Genomic DNA, 21,106 nt, shown 5'->3' on the forward strand with positions numbered 1-21,106 from the left:
CGCTTGCCGAGCACAGCCTGAAACACGAAAGAGGCGGTGCCAACCGATTCGGTGGTTTCCACTGAGTCTGCTTAGCAAGGGTTGCCGCCACTAAAGCGCCCGTAGCTCAGCTGGATAGAGCATCCGCCTTCTAAGCGGATGGTCGCAGGTTCGAGTCCTGCCGGGTGCGCCAAGTGGCGTTCGGTACAAGCAAATGTAATATGGTGGGCGTAGCTCAGTTGGTAGAGCACAGGATTGTGGCTCCTGGTGTCGTGGGTTCGATTCCCATCGTCCACCCCATATTCCGAAGCGCCAGGCCCAGAGCCTGGCGTTTTCGTTTCTGCGGTACCCTGCGGACGTGGTGAAATTGGTAGACACGCCGGATTTAGGTTCCGGTGGCGCAAGCTGTGAGAGTTCGAGTCTCTCCGTCCGCACCATCTTCTTTCCATAAGCTCTCGCATCCGTGAATTTCCGCAGCTTCCGCTCAGGGTGACTTCTGCATTTCTAGCTACTAGAATGCTTGCCCTTGATTCTGGGAGCCGGAAGGACCGGCTTACGTCTGTGCCACGAGGAATATCCATGCAAGTTTCCGTTGAAAGCACCTCCGCTCTTGAGCGCCGCATGACCGTTGGCGTGCCGGCCGAGCGCATCGAGACCGAAGTCAACAAGCGTCTGCAGCAGACCGCTCGTCGCGCCAAGGTTCCTGGCTTCCGTCCCGGCAAGGTGCCGATGAGCGTGATCCGTCAGCGCTACGAAGCCGCCGCTCGTCAGGAAGCCCTCGGTGACCTGATCCAGGAGACCTTCTACGAAGCCGTGGTCGAGCAGAAGCTGAACCCGGCCGGTGCTCCTTCCGTCGAGCCGAAAGTGTTCGAGAAAGAGAAGGGCCTCGAGTACATCGCTACCTTCGAAGTCTTCCCCGAGTTCCAGGTTGCCGGTTTCGACGGCATCAAGGTCGAGCGCCTGCAGGCCGACGTGGCTGACGCCGATCTCGACAACATGCTGGAAATCCTGCGCAAGCAGAACACCCGCTTCGAAGCTGTTGACCGCGCCGCTCAGAACGACGACCAGGTGAACATCGACTTCGTTGGCAAGATCGACGGCGAAGCCTTCGCTGGTGGTTCCGCCAAGGGCACCCTGCTGGTGCTGGGCTCCGGCCGCATGATCCCGGGCTTCGAAGAAGGCCTGGTCGGCGCCAAGGCTGGTGAAGAGCGTGTTCTGAACGTGACCTTCCCCGAGGACTACCAGAACCTGGACCTGGCCGGCAAAGCCGCCGAGTTCACCGCTACCGTCAACAGCGTCGCCGAGCCGAAGCTGCCGGAACTGAACGAAGAGTTCTTCGCTCTGTTCGGCGTGAAGGAAAGCACCCTGGAAGGCTTCCGCACCGAAGTTCGCAAGAACATGGAGCGTGAACTGCGTCAGGCCATCAAGTCCAAGGTGAAGAACCAGGTGATGGAAGGTCTGGTCGAGACCAACCCGATCGAAGTTCCGAAAGCCCTGATCGGCAACGAAGTCAATCGTCTGCGCGTCCAGGCTGTCCAGCAGTTCGGTGGCAACATCAAGCCCGACCAACTGCCGGCCGAGCTGTTCGAAGAGCAGGCCAAGCGCCGCGTCGTACTGGGTCTGATCGTTGCCGAGCTGGTCAAGCAGCACGAGCTGAAGGCTGACGAAGCCCGCGTTCGCGAAATGATCGAAGAAATGGCTTCCGCTTATCAGGAGCCGGAACAAGTTGTTTCCTGGTACTACAAGAACGACCAGCAACTGAACGAAGTTCGTTCGGTTGTACTGGAAGAACAAGTTGTAGATACTGTCCTGCAGAAGGCCAATGTGACCGACAAGCAGGTATCCTACGAAGACGCGGTCAAGCCTGCAGAAGCTCCGCAAGCGGCCTGATCCAGCGCTTCTTCGTTCGATTGTCACAAGCCAGCCTTCGGGCTGGCTTGTGCGTCTATAGAGACATGACTTTTTATTAGGGAGTGATCGTCGGACATGCATAATCCTTATATGCCGCAAGTTCCGAACATTCAGGCCGCTGGTGGTCTGGTGCCGATGGTGGTGGAGCAGTCCGCCCGCGGTGAGCGTTCCTACGACATCTATTCGCGCCTGCTGAAGGAGCGGATCATCTTCCTGGTCGGCCAGGTCGAGGACTACATGGCCAACCTCGTGGTTGCCCAGTTGCTGTTCCTTGAAGCCGAGAATCCGGACAAGGACATCCACCTCTACATCAACTCCCCGGGTGGTTCCGTCACCGCTGGCATGTCGATCTACGACACCATGCAGTTCATCAAGCCCGACGTGTCCACCATCTGCGTGGGCCAGGCGTGCAGCATGGGTGCCCTGCTGCTGGCCGGCGGCGCCGCAGGCAAGCGCTACTGCCTGCCGCATTCGCGCATGATGATCCACCAGCCGCTGGGCGGCTTCCAGGGCCAGGCCTCGGACATCGAGATCCACGCCAAGGAAATCCTCTTCATCAAGGAGCGCCTGAACCAGGTGCTGGCACACCACACCGGCCAGCCGCTGGACGTCATCGCCCGCGATACCGACCGTGACCGCTTCATGAGCGGCGACGAGGCTGTCAAGTACGGTCTGATCGATCAGGTCTTCACTCAGCGTCCTTCCGCCAGCTGAGTCTCTCCGCTGTACCGCGGCCGGTAATCCGGCCGCTCGCGGGCTTGAAAATGCCTGCGAATGCCTTCATCTTGTCCTTCACGTATATCCCCGATTGGAACGATCGAATGACTGACACCCGCAACGGCGAGGACAACGGCAAGCTGCTGTATTGCTCCTTCTGCGGCAAGAGCCAGCACGAAGTGCGCAAGTTGATTGCCGGCCCCTCGGTCTTTATCTGCGACGAGTGCGTCGACCTGTGCAATGACATCATCCGTGAGGAGGTGCAGGAAGCACAGGCGGAGAGCAGTGCGCACAAGCTTCCGGCGCCGAAAGAGATCCGCACCATCCTCGATCAGTACGTGATCGGCCAGGAACGTGCCAAGAAAACCCTGGCAGTAGCGGTGTACAACCACTACAAGCGCCTGAACCAGCGTGAGCGCAAGGACGACGTCGAACTCGGCAAGAGCAACATCCTGCTGATCGGGCCGACCGGCTCGGGCAAGACCCTGCTCGCCGAGACCCTGGCGCGTCTGCTCAATGTTCCCTTCACCATCGCCGATGCCACCACCCTCACCGAGGCTGGCTACGTGGGCGAGGACGTCGAGAACATCATCCAGAAGCTGCTGCAGAAGTGTGATTACGATGTCGAGAAGGCCCAGATGGGCATCGTCTACATCGACGAAATCGACAAGATCTCGCGCAAATCCGACAACCCGTCGATCACCCGCGACGTGTCCGGCGAAGGCGTTCAGCAGGCTCTGCTGAAGCTGATCGAAGGCACCGTGGCTTCCGTACCGCCCCAGGGCGGCCGCAAGCACCCGCAGCAGGAATTCCTGCAGGTCGACACCCGCAACATCCTGTTCATCTGCGGTGGCGCGTTCGCTGGCCTGGAAAAGGTCATCCAGAACCGTTCCACCAAGGGCGGCATCGGCTTCAATGCCGAGGTTCGCAGCCAGGAAGCGGGCAAGAAGGTTGGCGAAGCGCTGCGTGAGGTCGAGCCGGAAGATCTGGTGAAATTCGGCCTGATCCCCGAGTTCGTCGGCCGTCTGCCGATCATCGCGACCCTCGACGAGCTGGACGAGCCTGCGCTGATGCAGATTCTGACCGAGCCGAAGAACGCGCTGACCAAGCAGTATGCCAAGCTCTTCGAAATGGAAGGCGTGGACCTCGAGTTCCGCCCGGACGCGCTCAAGGCTGTCGCCCGTCGCGCGCTGGAGCGCAAGACCGGCGCCCGTGGCCTGCGTTCGATCCTCGAAGGCATCCTGCTCGATACCATGTACGAGATCCCCTCGCAGAACGATGTCAGCAAGGTGGTGATCGACGAAAGCGTCATCGAGGGCTCCTCCCAGCCGCTGCTGATCTACGAGAACAGCGAGCAGCCGGCCAAGGCTGCACCTGACGCCTGAAACCAGAAGGGGCCCTAGGGCCCCTTTTTTCTTCCCATCTACCGCGCTTGTTTTTTCCCAGTCCTAACCCCATCTTAGGCCGAAGGGTCCAATCCCATCGTTTTGGCCAAGTGCCGCTGTAGAGCCGAATATCATGAAAACACTCGTCGAGTTGCCCCTGCTCCCCCTGCGTGACGTAGTGGTGTATCCGCACATGGTCATCCCGCTTTTCGTGGGACGAGAGAAATCCATCGAGGCCCTCGAGGCCGCCATGACCAGTGACAAGCAGATCCTGTTGCTGGCGCAGAAGAATCCGGCCGACGACGATCCGGGCGCTGACGGTCTGTACCGCATGGGCACCGTAGCCACCGTCCTGCAGCTGCTGAAACTGCCCGATGGCACCGTCAAGGTGCTGGTCGAAGGCGAGCAGCGCGGCCAGGTAGAGCGCTTCATCGACGAGGAAGCCTACTGCCGCGCGGAAGTTTCGATCATTGACGAGGCCACCGTCGGCGAGCGCGAATCCGAAGTCTTTACCCGCAGCCTGCTCAGCCAGTTCGAGCAGTACGTGCAGCTGGGCAAGAAAGTCCCGGCCGAAGTCCTGTCTTCGCTCAACAGCATCGATGAGCCGGGCCGTCTTGTAGACACCATGGCTGCCCACATGGCGCTGAAGATCGAACAGAAGCAGGAAATCCTCGAGATCACCGAGCTGTCCGCCCGCGTCGAGCACGTGCTGGCCATGCTGGATGCCGAGATCGACCTGCTGCAGGTCGAGAAGCGCATTCGTGGTCGCGTGAAGAAGCAGATGGAGCGCAGCCAGCGCGAGTACTACCTCAACGAGCAGATGAAGGCCATCCAGAAAGAACTGGGTGACATCGACGAAGGCCACAACGAAGTCGAGGAGCTGAAGAAGCGCATCGACGCCGCCGGCCTGACCAAGGAGGCCCTGGCCAAGGCCACTGCCGAGCTGAACAAGCTCAAGCAGATGTCGCCGATGTCCGCCGAGGCGACCGTGGTGCGTTCCTACATCGACTGGCTGGTGAATGTGCCGTGGAAGGCCGAAAGCAAGGTGCGCCACGACCTGGACAAGGCCGAGGATATCCTCGACGCGGACCACTATGGCCTGGAAGAGGTCAAGGAGCGCATCCTCGAGTATCTCGCCGTCCAGAAGCGCGTGAAGAAGCTCAAGGGCCCGGTGCTCTGCCTGGTCGGCCCGCCCGGCGTGGGCAAGACCTCGCTGGCCGAGTCCATCGCCCGCGCGACCAACCGCAAGTTCGTGCGCATGGCCCTGGGGGGCGTGCGTGACGAGGCCGAGATTCGCGGTCACCGTCGCACCTACATCGGTTCCATGCCCGGTCGTCTGATTCAGAAAATGACCAAGGTGGGCGTGCGCAACCCGCTGTTCCTGCTCGACGAGATCGACAAGATGGGTAGCGACATGCGCGGCGACCCCGCGTCGGCGCTGCTCGAAGTGCTCGATCCGGAGCAGAACCACAACTTCAACGACCACTACCTCGAAGTCGACTACGACCTCTCCGATGTGATGTTCCTCTGCACGGCGAACTCCATGAACATCCCGGCAGCCTTGCTGGACCGCATGGAGGTCATCCGCCTGCCGGGTTACACCGAGGACGAGAAGATCAACATCGCCTCGAAATATCTTGTGCCGAAACAGACTGCGGCCAATGGTCTCAAGAAGGGCGAGGTGGTCTTCGAGGAAGCGGCTACCCGTGACATCATCCGCTATTACACCCGCGAGGCCGGTGTCCGCAGCCTCGAGCGCCAGATCGCCAAGGTCTGCCGCAAGGCCGTCAAGGACGGCGGCAAGGCCAAGCGCATCGAAGCCGTGGTGACTCCGGATTCGCTGGAGAACTACCTGGGTGTGCGAAAGTTCCGCTACGGCCTGGCCGAGCAGCAGGACCAGATCGGCCAGGTTACTGGCCTGGCCTGGACCCAGGTGGGCGGCGAATTGCTGACCATCGAATCGGCAATGGTTCCCGGCAAGGGCGCATTGACCAAGACCGGCTCGCTGGGCGACGTCATGGCGGAGTCCATCACCGCCGCGCTGACCGTGGTTCGTAGTCGTTCGAAGAGCCTGGGCATCGCCCCGGACTTCCACGAAAAGCACGATATCCACATCCACGTGCCGGAAGGCGCGACGCCCAAGGACGGCCCTAGCGCGGGCATTGGCATGTGTACCGCACTGGTTTCGGCGATCACCCAGATCCCGGTCCGCGCGGACGTTGCCATGACCGGCGAGATCACCCTTCGGGGGCAGGTGCTGGCGATTGGCGGCCTGAAGGAAAAACTTCTGGCTGCGCACCGTGGTGGAATCAAGACGGTGATCATTCCCGAGGAAAACGTACGGGACCTTAGGGAAATTCCGGATAATATTAAGGCCGATCTCGTTATTAAACCGGTTAAATGGATTGACGAGGTCCTGCAAATTGCGCTGCAATACGCCCCGGAGCCCTTGCCCGATGCGGCTCCCGAGATGGTTGCAAAGGATGAGAAGCGCGAGTCTGATTCCAAGGAGCGAATCAGCACGCATTAGTTGGGGGGCTTTCTTGACACTGTTTTTGAGCCCTTGTTATAAAGCGGCACTTGCTTTGTCAGTTGGCAAACCAGCACCTGCTTTTGCTTACACCTAACACATAGAAACATACTCAACAGAAATAAGGGGACTTAGAGTGAACAAGTCGGAACTGATCGATGCTATCGCCGCATCTGCTGATATCCCGAAAGCTGTTGCCGGTCGCGCTCTGGACGCGGTGATCGAGTCCGTAACTGGCGCCCTGAAGGCTGGTGACTCCGTCGTACTGGTAGGCTTCGGCACCTTCGCTGTCAAAGAGCGCGCTGCTCGCACCGGTCGCAACCCGCAAACCGGCAAGCCGATCAAGATCGCTGCTGCTAAGATCCCGGGCTTCAAGGCCGGTAAAGCCCTCAAGGACGCTGTCAACTAAGCGTCTTTTTGGACTTGACCTGGACCGGTTCAACCTCGGTTGAATCGGTCACGGAGCGATGACCCGGCTGGCGTAGGTCGGTTGGAATCATCAGGGGTCACGGGCTCAATGCCCGCAAGCTCCACCAGTTACGAGAAGGCGCATCCTCGGATGCGCCTTTCTTATATCCGCCTTTTTTCCACGCCGCGCCGCCATTGACGGTGAGCCGTGGCCGCGTCGGGGGCCGCATGCTGCAAAACATCAGGGACAATTCCCAAGGCTGGATCACCAAGACCATCCTGGGCGTGATCGTTGTCCTCATGGCTTTGACCGGGTTCGATCAGATCATTCGCGCAACCCACCACGAGAACGTCGCTGCTCAGGTCAACGGTGAAGACATCGGTCTGCCGGAGCTGCAGCAGGCTGCGGACATGCAGCGTCGCCAGTTGATGCAGCGTCTGGGCAAGGACTTCGATTCGTCCATGCTTGACGACAAGCTGCTCAAGGACTCCGCGCTGAAGTCGCTCATCGAGCGCAAGCTGATTCTGCAGGCCGCCCAGAACGACAAGTTCGCCTTTTCCCAGCAGGCGCTGGATCAGTTGATCCTGTCGACCCCGGAATTCCAGGTGGACGGCAAGTTCAGCGCCGAGCGCTTCGACCAGGTCATCCGCCAGATGGGCTATGACCGCATGCAGTTCCGTCGCATGTTCGGCGAGGAAATGCTCATTGGTCAGCTACGCGCCGGTATCGCCGGTACTGGCTTCGTCACCGACGACGAGCTGAATGCCTTCGCCCGCCTGGAGAAGCAGACCCGCGACTTCGCCACCCTGACCCTGAAGGCCGACCCGGCCAAGAGCAAGGTCGAGGACAGTGAGATCAAGGCGTACTACGACGCCCACAGCACCGAGTTCATGACACCCGAACAGGTCACCATCGACTACGTCGAGCTGAAGAAGTCCGCCTTCTTCGACCAGGTCGAGGTGAAGAAAGAAGACCTCGATGCCCTCTATCAGAAGGAAATCGCCGGTCTGGCCGAGCAGCGCGACGCCGCGCACATCCTGATCGAGGTGAACGACAAGCAGAACGACCAGCAGGCCAAGGCCAAGATCGACGAGATCAAGGCACGCCTGGACAAGGGTGAAGACTTCGCCAAGCTGGCCAAGGAGCTGTCCAACGACACCGGCTCCGCCGCCAACGGTGGTGACCTCGGCTTCGCCGGTCGTGGCGTGTATGACCCGGCCTTCGAAGAGTCGCTGTATGCGCTGAAGAAGGGCGAAGTCTCTGCTCCGGTGAAGACCTCCTACGGCTGGCACCTGATCAAGCTGCTGGGCGTTGAAGCGCCGGAGGTTCCGACCTTCGACAGCCTGAAGGCCAAGCTGGAGCACGAAGCCAAGACCCAACTGGTCGAACAGCGCTTCGTCGATGCGACCAAGCAACTGGAAAGCTCTGCCTACGAAGCCTCCGATCTGGGCCAGCCGGCTCAGGACATGGGCCTGAAGGTGCAGACCAGCAAGCCGTTCGGCAAGGAAGGTGGTGAGGGCGTGACCGCCAACCGCCAGGTCATCCAGACCGCTTTCAGTCCCGAAGTGCTGGAAGAGGGTGCCAACAGCGGCGCCATCGAGCTGGACCCCGACACCGTGGTCGTGCTGCGCGTGAAAGAGCACCACAAACCTGAGCAGGAAACCCTGGAGCAGGTGAGTGCCGATATCCTCAAGCGCCTGCAGGTCGAGCACGCTGCCACCGATGTCAAGGCTCGTGGTGAAGCGCTGCTGGCAGGTCTGCGCGACGGCAAGATCCCGTTGACCCAGGCCCAGGAAGGCCAGGACTGGAAAGTCGTGGAAGCCGCTGCCCGCGGTCAGGAAGGCGTCGATCCGGTCGTGCTGCAGAGTGTGTTCCGCATGGCTCGTCCGGAAGGCGCCGGCAAGCCCAGCCTGGGCGGTGTCGCGCTGCAGAACGGCGACTTCGTGCTGGTCAAGCTCAGCGGTGTAAGTGAGCCGGATGCCAAGCCGACCGAGCAGGAGAAAGCGATGTACCAGCGCTTCCTCGCTTCGCGTAGCGGCCAGGACGATTTCTCCGCGTTCCGTCGCTACCTGCAGGATCAGGCGAAGATCGAGAAATTCGACGACGCCAAGAAGTGATCGGTATGGGCTGTCGACGACGGCCCTGACTCGGTCTTCTCAAAAAACGCCGTTTCCCGTGAGGGAAACGGCGTTTTTTTTGGTCCTGTGTTTTTGCTCGCGGGGTGCGATCCCGCTTCTCGGCGGCCTGGTGTATCTGCCTTTCTACCCGGGGGCGGAATTCAGAGATTCTTCTTCTGAGGGGCGGGGGGGTTTAGTACGTCGGTGCGGGAAACGTCACGCCGCTGAAAAGCTTCGTCTGACAGCCACGCCAGTGGGGTGAATTTTAAGATTTGGAGGTGACAGATTTCATAAGGAAGGAAACAGATACCCATGGAAAAGGTAGCTCTGACTCTCTTTTCTCCCCACGCAGGCCTGAAAGCATCGCCCAAGGTCGACGACACAGCGTCGGGTGAAGCGAAGGGCCAATACCACGAAGGCAGCAACGTCTTGCCCGACTTCGTCACCGCCCCGGGTGACGCCGAAGACGTGGTGCAGCTGCCGCCAACCCTGCATCACAGCGCTGTCGCCCGACAGTCGCTCCCGGGTTGCTCCAGAGCCTGTTTTCGAGTCACGCCGAATAGATAGTCGCGATGAGGCAGGCCCTGACCCCGCCTCAATGCCGCTGAGCACGGCGAACTCAACCGCAGACGACATCTTTTCGATTCCGATGACAGCGATGCGCCGACGGGGTACTTCGTGCCCTGGCAATGCTTTCGCTACTTCACTTTTCCTCGCCGTTGTCGGTGAGGTTTCCAGGAGAGCACCATGACTGAACCCAACTCCCTTACACCGCGCCAATTGGCCGTTGCCCAGACGGAATTGATCACTGCCCAATCCGAGCTGCTGCGGTCCGGTTCGCCGGACACCAATGGTGGAGAGGCTATCGTCCAGTCCACCTCGTCAGTACCGCCACAGCAGTCAGCAGTTCTGCAGGAGCAAGGACCGACCAGCTCTCCCGTCGCGGCCATGGCGCAAGACCATTTGGCAAGTGACGCCCAGATCACCGCTAAGGACGCCGGAATAACCACCCCCATGGTGCAGCCGGGTGTTGTCGTTGCCCCCCTGGGCAGCAGCCTCGGTGCCACACAGGAGTTGCCTGGCAAATCGGGCCTTGCCGTCGGTTCGAGTCCGAGCCTGCTGAGCAGTGAGATTTCCCAGACGACCAGCACCAGTGCGTCCCCCAAGTCCTTCGTTCTCGGGGCGACCCTGGGTGCACAAGCTGATCAGGCGAGTACGTTATCAGCGGTTGCCGCTCCGCAAAGCTATACCGTCGTGGTCGATGCCTCTGGAAGCATGGGCTTCATCGGCCTGAACTCGGTCAAAATGGCGCTGATGGAGATGGTGAGCGTCTCGTTGAGGTCCGGCTCCGCGGTGACCTTCAACTTGATCGAAATGAAAGACACCGCGAAAGATCTTGGCTCCTTCAAGTTCAGTAGCCCCGCGGACCCGGATTACAACAAGCTGCTCAATGTGATCAACGGCTTCATGGCGTCGGGGAATTCGAACTACGAAGCCAGTCTGAAGATGGCTCTGGCCAATCTGCAGAAGGAAGCGTCGGCCGGCATGGTGGAGAACAAGCAAGTGTTCTTCATCTCCAACGGTAGCGCCGCTCCTTATACGACCCATGTGCCCTCTGCCGCGACGCTCAAGGCCTGGCATGCCTTCATGGACAAGCCATCGGCGACCCATGAGCCAATTCCGGTGACGACATTCCGCATTGGTGCCGGTATCGGTGACTACTATCTGTCGCAGATCACCACCAGCGCGACCATCGAGGAGCCCTCGGCGCAGAAAATTGCTGAAACGATGCTGGGAACCGTCACTGCGCGGGATACCCAACTCATCGTTGACCCAGTGATGAGCGACAACGTCGTCAACCTGGCCGATTCAAAGGCCGCGCAGACCGTCAGTGGCAAAGTCGTGGGTATTTTCCAGGCCGGTGATGTGGTCAAGGTCGACCTGCATGGCACCCTCTACAGCACGACAGTGAACGCCAAGGGTGAATGGAGCGTGTCGGTGCCCGGAGGCGAGCTCGCCGCCGGCACCAGCATCCACGCTTCCATCGTGGCACACAGCAAGGCTGGCGCCGCCGGTACCATCACCCAGGATCATGCCTACAGTGTGGATCTCGTTGCACCTGCTGCACCGGATGCCTGGATTGATCCGGCCGCTGCCGGCGTAAACAAACCGACCATCGAAGGCAAGACCGAGCCGGGCGCGGTGGTCACCGTGTCCTTCCCGACTGGCGAAACGATCAATGTCACGGCGGACAAGAATGGCGATTGGACGGTTACCCCGGTCCAGGCCATGTCCGCAGGCAACAATGACATTATCCTGATCGCCAAGGACGCTGCTGGCAATCCGAGCTCCTCCAAGACTCTTCAAGTGCTTGTCGATGTACTGGCTCCCGACGTACCTGGTGTCGCCACCGTCATCGACCAGGACACCGCGCATCCGCTGATTTCAGGCGTGGGCGCCGAGAAGGACGTCATCATCCATGTCTTCAGCGGCGCAGCCCAGTTGGGTAGCGTTGTGGCTGACGAGGATGGCTCCTGGTCGTTCCAGGTGCCGGCCGCGATGGCTTTCTCCAATGGCGACCATTCGATCACACTCCGTGCGGAAGGCCCGACCGGTAAGCTCAGCGACTTGTCAGAGCCCCATACGATCACTATCTCGGCTGTCGAGCCGGGCGCCACCGAGCTCACTATCGCGACAGTTGCCGAGGATGACATCGTCAACCTGCCCGATTCGAAGGCGTCACAAGTCATTAGCGGCAAGGTCCGTGGCGTCTTCCAGGAGGGCGACCAGGTTACTTTCACGCTGAATGGCCACGACTACAGTGCCACCGTTGGTGCTGATGGAAAGTGGAGCGTCAGCGTGGCGGGAGGCGATCTGGTGGCCAATGATCTGCATGCGATCACCGCCACTGTCAGCGCGCATGGCGAAGCGGGCAAGGTCAACACCGTGACCGAGGTCCACGCCTACGAGGTGAACCTCGATACACCGGCCAAGCCGAGCATCGAGCAGGTCTATGACGGCCAGGGCAGCATCCAGGGCCCAGTCGCCAGCGGCGGCGCCACCGACGACGCGGCGCCGATCCTGTCGGGCAAGGCCGAAGCCGGTTCCACCGTGACCCTTTACGACAATGGCAGCAAGCTGGGCGCCACGACCGCCGACAAGGATGGCAAGTGGAGCTTCACGCCGGTGACGAACCTCAGCGAAGGCTCGCACGCCTTTACCGTTGAGGCGACCAACGCGATGGGCAACACCAGCGTCAAGTCCGACCCGTTCAACGTCATCTCCGACTACACCGGGCCCAACGCGAAATCGACCTTCCTGAGCATCGATGCCATCACTGGTGACGACTTCATCAGTGTCGGTGAGGCCAAGGCAAACGTGGCCATCAGCGGTAAGGTATCTGGTGACTTCACCGCCGGTGATCTGGTGTCCGTCACGGTCGATGGCACTCAGTACAACGCCAAGGTCGCGGCGGATGGCAGCTGGAGCACGAGCGTGCCCGGCAGCAAGCTGGTGGCTGATGCCAGCCAATCGATCGTGGCCACGCTGGTGGCGCACGATGCGGCGGGCAATGCGGGGACCATTACCGCCTTGCCCCATGGGTACACCGTGGAAGAGCCCGCGCTGGCGATCACCATCGACAGCATGAGCAAGGACTCTTCGACCGACCTGGCGCACTCCGTTGACTTCATCACTGCCGATGGTTCGGCAGGGCGCGGAATCTACGGCACTCTGAATAAAGAGTTGACCACTTTCCAGACGGTTCAGGTTTCCGTCGATAACGGCGTCACCTGGAGGGATGCGGTTGTCAGTGGCCTGAACTGGGTCGCCGTGGATACCCAAGCCCATAACGCTGGCTGGACCATCCAGGCTCGCGTTATCGGAAATGCATCGCCATCACCATCGCCGGAGACGGCATTTACTTCGCAGGATGTGACCTATCTCGCGCCTCAGGTCGCCGCTCCGACCATCACCGGTATTCCCGACAGCGTTGGTGGCTACACCGCGGCCAAGGCAGCAGATGGCAGCGACGTAAATGTCTCGCTGGCCAATACCGGCGCCAAGGCTGGTGATACCCTGCATATCGTCTGGGGTAACACCACCTACGATCAGATACTGACGGCGGCGGATGTGGTCAAGGGCAGTGTGACGGCCTCGGTTCCGGCGCAACAGACTGTACTGGAAGGTGCTGCCTACGATTTCGTTGTGAAGGCCCAGATCGTGACCCCCGAGGGGCAGGTCAGTGCACCCAGCAGTGCTGTCTCCGTGTCGGGTGCGGGAGTCATGAAGTCCTTCATCGAGTCGCTAAGAGAATATCCTGACTCACTCGATCAGGTGCGTATTAGCAACAACATGCAGGCCTTCGTCAGTGACGGGTTGTTGTTGAGTTCAGGCACCGCAGTAGTCGACTTCGTTGAGACGACCAAGTCCCTGAGTGTGCGCCTCAACAGTACCCTTGCGGGCAGCCATAGTGTCTTCATCTCCGTCTACAGCACGAATGGTGCGGCTCTGTGGACCGGTACGTACAACATAACCCAGTACTACAACACTTTCAGCTATGCCGCCACAGATGCCTGGAAGATCGGAAGGTTGGAAATCCGTAGTATCGACGGGCCAGTGGTGCTCAGCAATCTCAAGTTCACCCAGGAGGTTCACAGCACAGCGCCTGATACCGGCCAGACGGTTATCGACCACAATTGGGAAACTTACTTTTCCGAGAGCAGTGCGGCAAAGGTCGTCTCGATGACGGTCGACCCGACCGCCTACTTTGCTCAGGATTCGGCTCATGTGCTGGGTGGCGCAGGGCTCGATACGCTGAAACTGACCGGCACGGGTCAGGTCCTGGACTTGCGCGGTCTGGCCGGTGAGAGCGGCGAAGGGAAGATCAGCAGCATCGAGAAGTTCGACATTACCGGCACCGGCAACAACACGTTGAAGATTTCCCTCAACGAAGTGCTGCATCTGGGCGAAACGAACATGTTCCGCACCGATGGCAAGATCCAGGTGATGGTCGACGGCAATGCCGGCGACAAGGTGGAACTGTTCGGCCTGGAAGGGCACGGCAAAGGTATTGGCAGTTGGCAGAACAGCGGCACCGCCACTATCGGCGGCGTGGTCTATCAGGTCTACAGCTACAGCGCTCTGGACGCGGAAATCTTCATCAAGCTGGGCGTGACCACGACTGTCGTTGAGGATGTCCCGGATGCAGATACCACGCAGCTGAGCATCTTCAGCGTCACGGGCGATGACTTCGTCAATCTGGCCGAATCGAAGGCCGAACAAACCGTTACCGGTAAGGCAAGTGGCATTTTCCAGGCCGGCGATGTGGTCAAGTTCGCGCTGAATGGCGTCACCTATAGCACCGCCGTGAACGCCAAGGGCGAGTGGAGCGTCAAGGTGGCCGGTGCCGACCTGGCGGCCGCCAACAACATTCACGCCACCCTGGTGGCCCACAATGCCAACGGCATTGCCGGCAATATCGTGGCCGACCATGGCTACGTCGTGGACCTCACCCCACCGGGGGCACCACAGGTCTCGCTCGACCCGGCTTTCGACTCCGGGATCAAGGGAGACGGCATCACCAATGTCACTAAGCCGACCATCGAGGGTAGGACCGAGCCTGGCGCCAGCGTCAGTGTCCAGTTCCCGACCGGCGAAACGCTCACTGTCCTGGCGGACGAGAACGGTGATTGGAAGGTCACTCCGGCCCTGGCACTGCCGGAAGGCCCCAATACCATCAGCATCGTTGCCACCGATCCGGCGGGTAACGCCAGTGCGCCAACGGTCGTACAACTGACCGTTGATACCCAGACCGATGTCCCGGTCATCGAACAGATCGCGGATGGCAGCGATCCCGCGCATCAGGTCGAGGTGCCCAGGAATGGTTCGAGCGAGGACGCCACGCCGGTGATTTCCGGAAGTGGTGCCGAGAAGGGCGCCGTTATCCACATTTTCGACCGCGTCGACGGCAAGCAAACCGAGCTGGGCAGTACCGTGGCCAAGACGGATGGCACCTGGTCGTTCGAAGTGCCGGCCGACAAGGCCCTGAGTGATGGCGATCACCAGCTCACCGTGCAGGCGCAGGACCCGGCTGGCAACCTGAGCGCCCTGTCCGAACCTTACCCGATTACCCTTTCGCACCTGGCGCCGGGCGCCACCGCGCTCACTATCGCGACGGTCGCCGGGGATGACATCGTCAACCTGCCCGAGTCGAAGGCGTCACAAGTCATTAGCGGCAAGGTCCGTGGCGTCTTCCAGGAGGGCGACCAGGTTACTTTCACGCTGAATGGCCACGACTACAGTGCCACCATTGGTGCTGATGGAAAGTGGAGCGTCAGCGTGGCGGGAGGCGATCTGGTGGCCAATGATCTGCATGCGATCACCGCCACTGTCAGCGCGCATGGCGAAGCGGGCAAGGTCAACACCGTGACCGAGGTCCACGCCTACGAGGTGAACCTCGATACACCGGCCAAGCCGAGCATCGAGCAGGTCTATGACGGCCAGGGCAGCATCCAGGGCCCAGTCGCCAGCGGCGGCGCCACCGACGACGCGGCGCCGATCCTGTCGGGCAAGGCCGAAGCCGGTTCCACCGTGACCCTTTACGACAATGGCAGCAAGCTGGGCGCCACGACCGCCGACAAGGATGGCAAGTGGAGCTTCACGCCGGTGACGAACCTCAGCGAAGGCTCGCACGCCTTTACCGTTGAGGCGACCAACGCGATGGGCAACACCAGCGTCAAGTCCGACCCGTTCAACGTCATCTCCGACTACACCGGGCCCAACGCGAAATCGACCTTCCTGAGCATCGATGCCATCACTGGTGACGACTTCATCAGTGTCGGTGAGGCCAAGGCAAACGTGGCCATCAGCGGTAAGGTATCTGGTGACTTCACCGCCGGTGATCTGGTGTCCGTCACGGTCGATGGCACTCAGTACAACGCCAAGGTCGCGGCGGATGGCAGCTGGAGCACGAGCGTGCCCGGCAGCAAGCTGGTGGCTGATGCCAGCCAATCGATTGTGGCCACGCTGGTGGCACACGATGCGGCGGGCAATGCGGGGACCATTACCACCTTGCCCCATAGGTACACCGTGGAAGAGCCCGAGCTGGTGATTACCATCGACAGCATGAGCAAGGACTCCTCGACCGACCTGGCGCACTCCGTCGACTTCATCACTGCCGATGGTACAGCGGGGCGTGGGGTCTACGGCTCTCTGAGCAAGGAGTTGCTCGAATACGAGACAGTTCAGGTGTCCTTCGACAAAGGCGCCACCTGGACGAATGCCGTCGTCAGTGGTCAGAACTGGGTCGCCGTGGATACCAAGGCCCATAGCGCCAACTGGACCATCCAGGCTCGTGTTATCGCCAATATCTCGCCACCATTGGAGTCGGCTTTCGCCTCGCAGGATGTGACCTACCTGGCTCCGCAGGTCGCTTCCCCGACCATCACCGGTATCCCGGACAGCATTGGTGGGTACACGCTGGCCAAGGCCGCCGATGGCAGTGACGTGAACGTCTCGCTGGCCAATACTGGCGCCAAGGCCGGCGACACGGTGCATATCATCTGGGGCAACACCACCTACGACCAGGTACTGACCGCGGCCGATATCGCCAATGGCAGCGTCACGGCCAACGTACCGGCCGTTCAGACCTTGTCCCAGGGCGTTTCCTACAGCTTCGGGGTGACGGCGCAGATCGTGACCGACGAGGGGCAGATCAGTAACCCCAGCTCCGTCTTCGCGCTCAACCAGACCCGTACCGAGATCCATTACGAGACTCGTTACAGGACCGAGACGCAGACGCAAACCAAGAGCGTCACGTACCTCGACAACTTTGACAGCGAGGTTGGCTATAGCGGAAGTTTCTACAGCAGAACGGGCCACTTCACCGTCAATTCCTTCGGCATCGTGAAAGTTATACTCCCCGGCGGCAAGGGCCATGGCGGTGGTCTGTATATCGGCGGCATCACAGACCCGAATGCCAGCGGCAAGAGTGCGGCAATCTTCACCTTCGACAATCCGGTGACGTCCTTCTCTTATGATTACTGGGGCACCGAGAACATCGGGAGCAACGGCTCGCTGGTTCAGGTTTTCGACAGTAGCTACAGGCTGATCTACAGCTATAACAACCATGGGCCTTATGGGCTGGTGAATAACTTCAGCTATAGCGCGCCCTCGGGCACCACCATCGGCAAGGTGATGGTGTACAGCGACATGTTTGGCCTGCCGATCGATAACTTCACCACAACGCAACAGGTCACGACGACCGTGCAGGTGCAGGTGCCGTACTTGGTCCCGGTTGAAGTCACCGTTACGGCACCCTGGCAGGCGCCGAACCAGAAGCTCATCGACCATCCCTGGGAGTCCTACTTCTCCGACAGCATTAGCTCGTCGGCGAGCGATGTCATCTCCATGTCGATTGATCCGACGGCCTACTTCAAGCAGAGCTCGGCGCATGTCCATGGCGGCAACCACATGGATACGCTGAAGCTCACCGGCAAGGATCAGGTCCTGGACCTGCGCGGTCTGACCGGTGAGAGCGGCGAAGGCAAGATCAGCAGCATCGAGAAGTTCGACATCACCGGCATCGGCAACAACACGTTGAAGATTTCCCTCAACGAAGTGCTGCACCTGGGCGAAACGGACATGTTCCGTAAAGACGGCAAGGTGCAGGTGATGGTTGACGGCAATGCCGGCGACATCGTCGAGCTGTACGGCCTGGAAGGGCATGGCGCGGGCATCGGCGGCTGGCAGAACAGCGGCACCGCCACCATTGGCGGCGTGGTCTATCAGGTCTACAGCTACAACGCGCTGGATGCGGAAATCTTCATCAAGCAGGGCGTGACCACCAGCATCACGATCAGTGCCGAAGGTGGTGGCGCCGGCAGCATCGATGCCATGACCAAGGACACCGGCGTCCTGACCGACTTCATCACTGAGGACGGCTTGGCCGGTCGTCTGGTAACGGGCAAGCTTTCCGGCGCCCTGGCCAGCGGCAGCTATCTCGAGGCCTCCTCGGACAATGGCGCCAGCTGGAGCAAGGTTACGGCAATCTCGGGCTCGGAGTGGGCCTTCGTCGACAAGATCGCGCATACCTCCGACTGGAACGTTCAGTTGCGGGTCAGCGATGGCACTGGTCTGAGCGCCAACCTGGCCAGCCAGAAGGTGGCCCTGGCGGATATCGCCAAGGCCCCGACGATCCTCAGCATCCCCAAGGCAGATGACGGGTTGCTGACTGCGAGCGAGGCCTACAGCGGTGTCGACATGGTGGTGTCCCTGGCCGACACCGGCGCCAAGGCAGGCGATATCGTTCACGTGCAGTGGGGCGTGGGGCTGTATGACCAGGCACTGACCGCGGCGAACATCACCGCCGGCCAGGTCACCGTCAAGGTACCTTCCGCCGTGGCGTACAGCGAACAGGGCGTCGCTTACAACTTCAACGTGAGCGCGTCTATCGTTTCCAACGGCGTGGCTGGGGCCAGTTCGCAGCCCTACGCGATCGTGGGCGGCGGCTTTGCCACCAAGGCGATCAGCGATGCGGCCTTCACGGCCGGAGCGGTGTCGAGCAACGTCTATACCGGCAATGACTTCTCGGTGAGCACCAGCGGCACCAGCATGGCCAAGACTGCGGCGCTAGCCAACAAGCAGATGGCGGGCCTGACGCTCGGCGACGCGAGCAACGCCAATGCCGCCGTCACCCTGAACCAGCCGGCGACCAAGTTCGCGATGTACCTGTCGGGCGCTGCGCTGGCCAAGACGGGCGCCACGGTCTATGTCTACGGCGTGGATGGCAAGGAGCTTGCCCACGAGACGCTGACCACTCCGTATTACTACAAGTACTACACCTACACGGCGACGGCGGGTGTGGAAGTGGGCAGCTTCAAGGTGGTGGCCGGCAGCGACAGCGTGACGCTGAGCAGCTTCAGCTTCACCGAGGCCCTGCATGTGAGTGATACCCGGGCGCAGACCATCGACCATGCGACGGACAGCTACTACGGCACCGCTGGCGACGACGTGGCGCTGCTCAAGTACGCTGCCAGCAGCTACCTGGCCTACACCGGCAACACCGGCATCCATGGTGGCGACGGCGTCGATACCCTGAAGGTGGAGAACTACAACCAGGTGCTGGACCTGACCCTGGCCACCTCCAAGGGCAAGGTCAGCAGCATGGAAATCATCGATCTCACCAGCACCAACGCCTCTTATGGCAACACGCTGAAGCTGTCCGTGCAGGACGTGCTGGAGAACGGTCAGACCGACCTGTTCCACGGCACCGACAAGCACACGGTGCAGATGATGGTGAAGGGCAACGCCAAGAGCGTGGTGAACCTTGATGACCTGCTGGGCGCCAAGGGGCCGGACTACGGCGACTGGGCCAACAACGGATCGATCAACGTTGGTGGCACGACATACAACGTCTATCAGCACTCCGGCCTGGACGCCGAGTTGCTGGTGCAACAGGCGGTGAAGGTCAACCTGGTGTGAGCCGAATCGGGCATTGATCCTTTTTTGCCCGAGATTGCAGAACGCTCCGGGTGGAATATCCATCCGGAGCTCTTCCTCTAACAATCCTCAAAAAAGGCCGCATCAGCGGCCTTCTTTTTTGCGGCGGTCTATCGATGCATTGGGCGGGTGGACGATTCGCCCGAGTTTTTCATCGGTACGCCAGTTATCAGTCAGTCCTGAAGGAGATTTCCTTTTATCCAGGAAGAGGTGGGTAATTCTTCCCTGGATGTTTGTGAGACGCGGCCCCGGCAGCGGGATGGTGCTTGCCAGGTCTTGGGAAAGTTCAGAGAAAAAGGCGGGGCAGGCTGACAGATGACTGTGCTCGGAAGGACGCAGAATAAACGGCGCTGCCGGCCAGCGCTCATCGTCATCAAGGAGGAGGCAGTCAGTCTGTCGCCATGAATATTTATGCATATGGACCTGCAGCAGTAGGTCAGGAGACCGGGATGAAGCTGTTTTCCAAACCCAACCGTTGCCACTTTCATCTGGATCGCCAGCGGGTTACCCCGGTCAAGACTCGGATTTCCGTCAGTCTACTGGCCTTGCTGCCGTTCTTTGCATCTGCCGGCGCATGGGCGGCCTGCGATACGACCATACAGCCAATGTTCACCTTTACACTGCCCGGATTCGATGCCGCCATCGATACCAACGTCCCCGACGGGACGGATTTATTTACCAAGTCCGTTCCCCTCAGCACTGTTGCAGGCGACATCACGGGTTGTGATGGTGTGCAGCAGGTCCACCGGGGAAGTACACCGCAGATAGGAGCGGTAGGAGCGCAGGCGATCTACTCAACTGGCATCGCCGGCCTCGGAATGAAGTTCCAATATACGGGCTCCAATAAGTCCACATTCCCTTATTATTTCAATACGCCCGGTGATCCGAGCCACGTTAACCCGACTGCTAACCTGACCATCACCTTTGTCAAGACAGGGCCGATCGCCGACGGTGGCACTATCAACGGTGAGGTCGCGGGCTGGTGGGTACCCAGCCAGGGAAAGCAACTGGCGACTATCGTCATCAGCGGTTCGATTCCGATCAAACCGACCAACCCGACCTGCGCCATCAGTGCATTTTCGCAATCCGTCAAACTTGACCCGATTTCCATGGGGGCTTTCGGGGCGATCGGCGACGCGGCAGGCAAGGCGACAAACTTCAGCGTCGACCTCAACTGCAAGGCGGGCACTGGTACGGGAGGGGCCAGCAAGATGTACATCACCCTCTCGGATGCCAACAACACCGGTAACATCACCGATGTTTTGTCGCTCGCGTCCGGCTCGACCGCCAAGGGGGTGGGGCTGCGGGTGTTCAAGGCTGATGGGAGCGCAGTGCGGTTCGGCCCGGACTCCAGCACCGTTGGAACACTGAACCAGTGGTATGTCACAACGGTAACCGGCACAACGACCGTCAGTATTCCCTTGTCGGTCCGGTACGTGAGAACGGGGACGGTATCGCCTGGAACCGTAGCGAGCATTGCCACCGTGACGATGGCGTACAACTGACGGGCTCAGTCAAAGGCCCCTGAAAAGGGGCCTTCTTGGTTGCCTGTCCGGAA

Annotated in this window: 9 protein-coding genes and 3 tRNA genes; 11 read left to right on the forward strand and 1 reads right to left on the reverse strand. The window is 60.4% G+C overall.

The features are described 5' to 3' along the window. The first annotated feature begins 95 nt into the window (after nucleotides 1-95). The 10 genes from IB261_RS10590 (at nucleotide 96) to IB261_RS10635 (ending at nucleotide 19,530) form a co-directional block, all read left to right on the forward strand. Nucleotides 96-172, forward strand: a tRNA-Arg gene (locus IB261_RS10590). A 31-nt stretch (nucleotides 173-203) separates the two neighbouring features. Beyond that, nucleotides 204-279: transfer RNA gene (locus IB261_RS10595), tRNA-His, on the forward strand. Between the two features lie 52 nt (nucleotides 280-331). After that, nucleotides 332-416, forward strand: a tRNA-Leu gene (locus IB261_RS10600). 142 nt (nucleotides 417-558) lie between these two features. Further along, nucleotides 559-1,869, forward strand: a complete 1,311-nt coding sequence (gene tig / locus IB261_RS10605; RefSeq protein WP_054907730.1) for a trigger factor — start codon at nucleotides 559-561, stop codon at nucleotides 1,867-1,869. A gap of 96 nt (nucleotides 1,870-1,965) precedes the next feature. Beyond that, entirely contained in the window at nucleotides 1,966-2,604 is a 639-nt protein-coding gene (clpP, locus tag IB261_RS10610) for an ATP-dependent Clp endopeptidase proteolytic subunit ClpP (protein ID WP_081516473.1), read from the forward strand. A 107-nt stretch (nucleotides 2,605-2,711) separates the two neighbouring features. Next, the gene (gene clpX, locus IB261_RS10615; protein WP_017519553.1) at nucleotides 2,712-3,992 is read left to right on the forward strand and encodes an ATP-dependent Clp protease ATP-binding subunit ClpX; all 1,281 of its coding nucleotides are present in this window, start codon (nucleotides 2,712-2,714) and stop codon (nucleotides 3,990-3,992) included. 133 nt (nucleotides 3,993-4,125) lie between these two features. After that, a complete protein-coding gene (gene lon, locus IB261_RS10620) occupies nucleotides 4,126-6,522 on the forward strand; it encodes an endopeptidase La (RefSeq protein ID WP_081516474.1) in 2,397 nt (798 codons plus the stop codon). A 136-nt stretch (nucleotides 6,523-6,658) separates the two neighbouring features. Beyond that, nucleotides 6,659-6,931: a nucleoid-associated protein HU-beta gene (gene hupB, locus IB261_RS10625; RefSeq protein ID WP_003087931.1), complete on the forward strand. Its 273-nt coding sequence runs from the start codon at nucleotides 6,659-6,661 to the stop codon at nucleotides 6,929-6,931. A 227-nt stretch (nucleotides 6,932-7,158) separates the two neighbouring features. After that, the gene (locus tag IB261_RS10630; protein ID WP_192383163.1) at nucleotides 7,159-9,048 is read left to right on the forward strand and encodes a SurA N-terminal domain-containing protein; all 1,890 of its coding nucleotides are present in this window, start codon (nucleotides 7,159-7,161) and stop codon (nucleotides 9,046-9,048) included. 747 nt (nucleotides 9,049-9,795) lie between these two features. Beyond that, a complete protein-coding gene (locus tag IB261_RS10635; RefSeq protein WP_192383161.1) occupies nucleotides 9,796-19,530 on the forward strand; it encodes an Ig-like domain-containing protein in 9,735 nt (3,244 codons plus the stop codon). A 102-nt stretch (nucleotides 19,531-19,632) separates the two neighbouring features. Here IB261_RS10635 and IB261_RS10640 read toward each other — a convergent pair whose 3' ends face one another. Next, complete coding sequence (locus tag IB261_RS10640; protein ID WP_192383160.1) at nucleotides 19,633-19,965, reverse strand: hypothetical protein; 333 nt, start codon at nucleotides 19,963-19,965, stop codon at nucleotides 19,633-19,635. 32 nt (nucleotides 19,966-19,997) lie between these two features. Here IB261_RS10640 and IB261_RS10645 point away from each other — a divergent pair, with 32 nt between their 5' ends. Continuing rightward, complete coding sequence (locus IB261_RS10645) at nucleotides 19,998-21,053, forward strand: fimbrial protein (protein WP_192383158.1); 1,056 nt, start codon at nucleotides 19,998-20,000, stop codon at nucleotides 21,051-21,053. The last annotated feature ends 53 nt before the right edge of the window (nucleotides 21,054-21,106 follow it).

The organism is Pseudomonas sp. PDM20 (genome assembly GCF_014852575.3).
Lineage (GTDB): Bacteria > Pseudomonadota > Gammaproteobacteria > Pseudomonadales > Pseudomonadaceae > Pseudomonas.

Excerpts from the sequence above, each read along its gene's own strand:
- clpX (WP_017519553.1), top strand. The coding sequence starts at position 2,712 with ATGACTGACACCCGCAACGGCGAGGACAACGGCAAGCTGCTGTATTGC.
- IB261_RS10640 (WP_192383160.1), bottom strand. The coding sequence starts at position 19,965 with ATGCATAAATATTCATGGCGACAGACTGACTGCCTCCTCCTTGATGAC.
- tig (WP_054907730.1), top strand. The coding sequence starts at position 559 with ATGCAAGTTTCCGTTGAAAGCACCTCCGCTCTTGAGCGCCGCATGACC.
- IB261_RS10635 (WP_192383161.1), top strand. The coding sequence starts at position 9,796 with ATGACTGAACCCAACTCCCTTACACCGCGCCAATTGGCCGTTGCCCAG.
- IB261_RS10630 (WP_192383163.1), top strand. The coding sequence starts at position 7,159 with ATGCTGCAAAACATCAGGGACAATTCCCAAGGCTGGATCACCAAGACC.
- IB261_RS10645 (WP_192383158.1), top strand. The coding sequence starts at position 19,998 with ATGAAGCTGTTTTCCAAACCCAACCGTTGCCACTTTCATCTGGATCGC.
- clpP (WP_081516473.1), top strand. The coding sequence starts at position 1,966 with ATGCATAATCCTTATATGCCGCAAGTTCCGAACATTCAGGCCGCTGGT.
- lon (WP_081516474.1), top strand. The coding sequence starts at position 4,126 with ATGAAAACACTCGTCGAGTTGCCCCTGCTCCCCCTGCGTGACGTAGTG.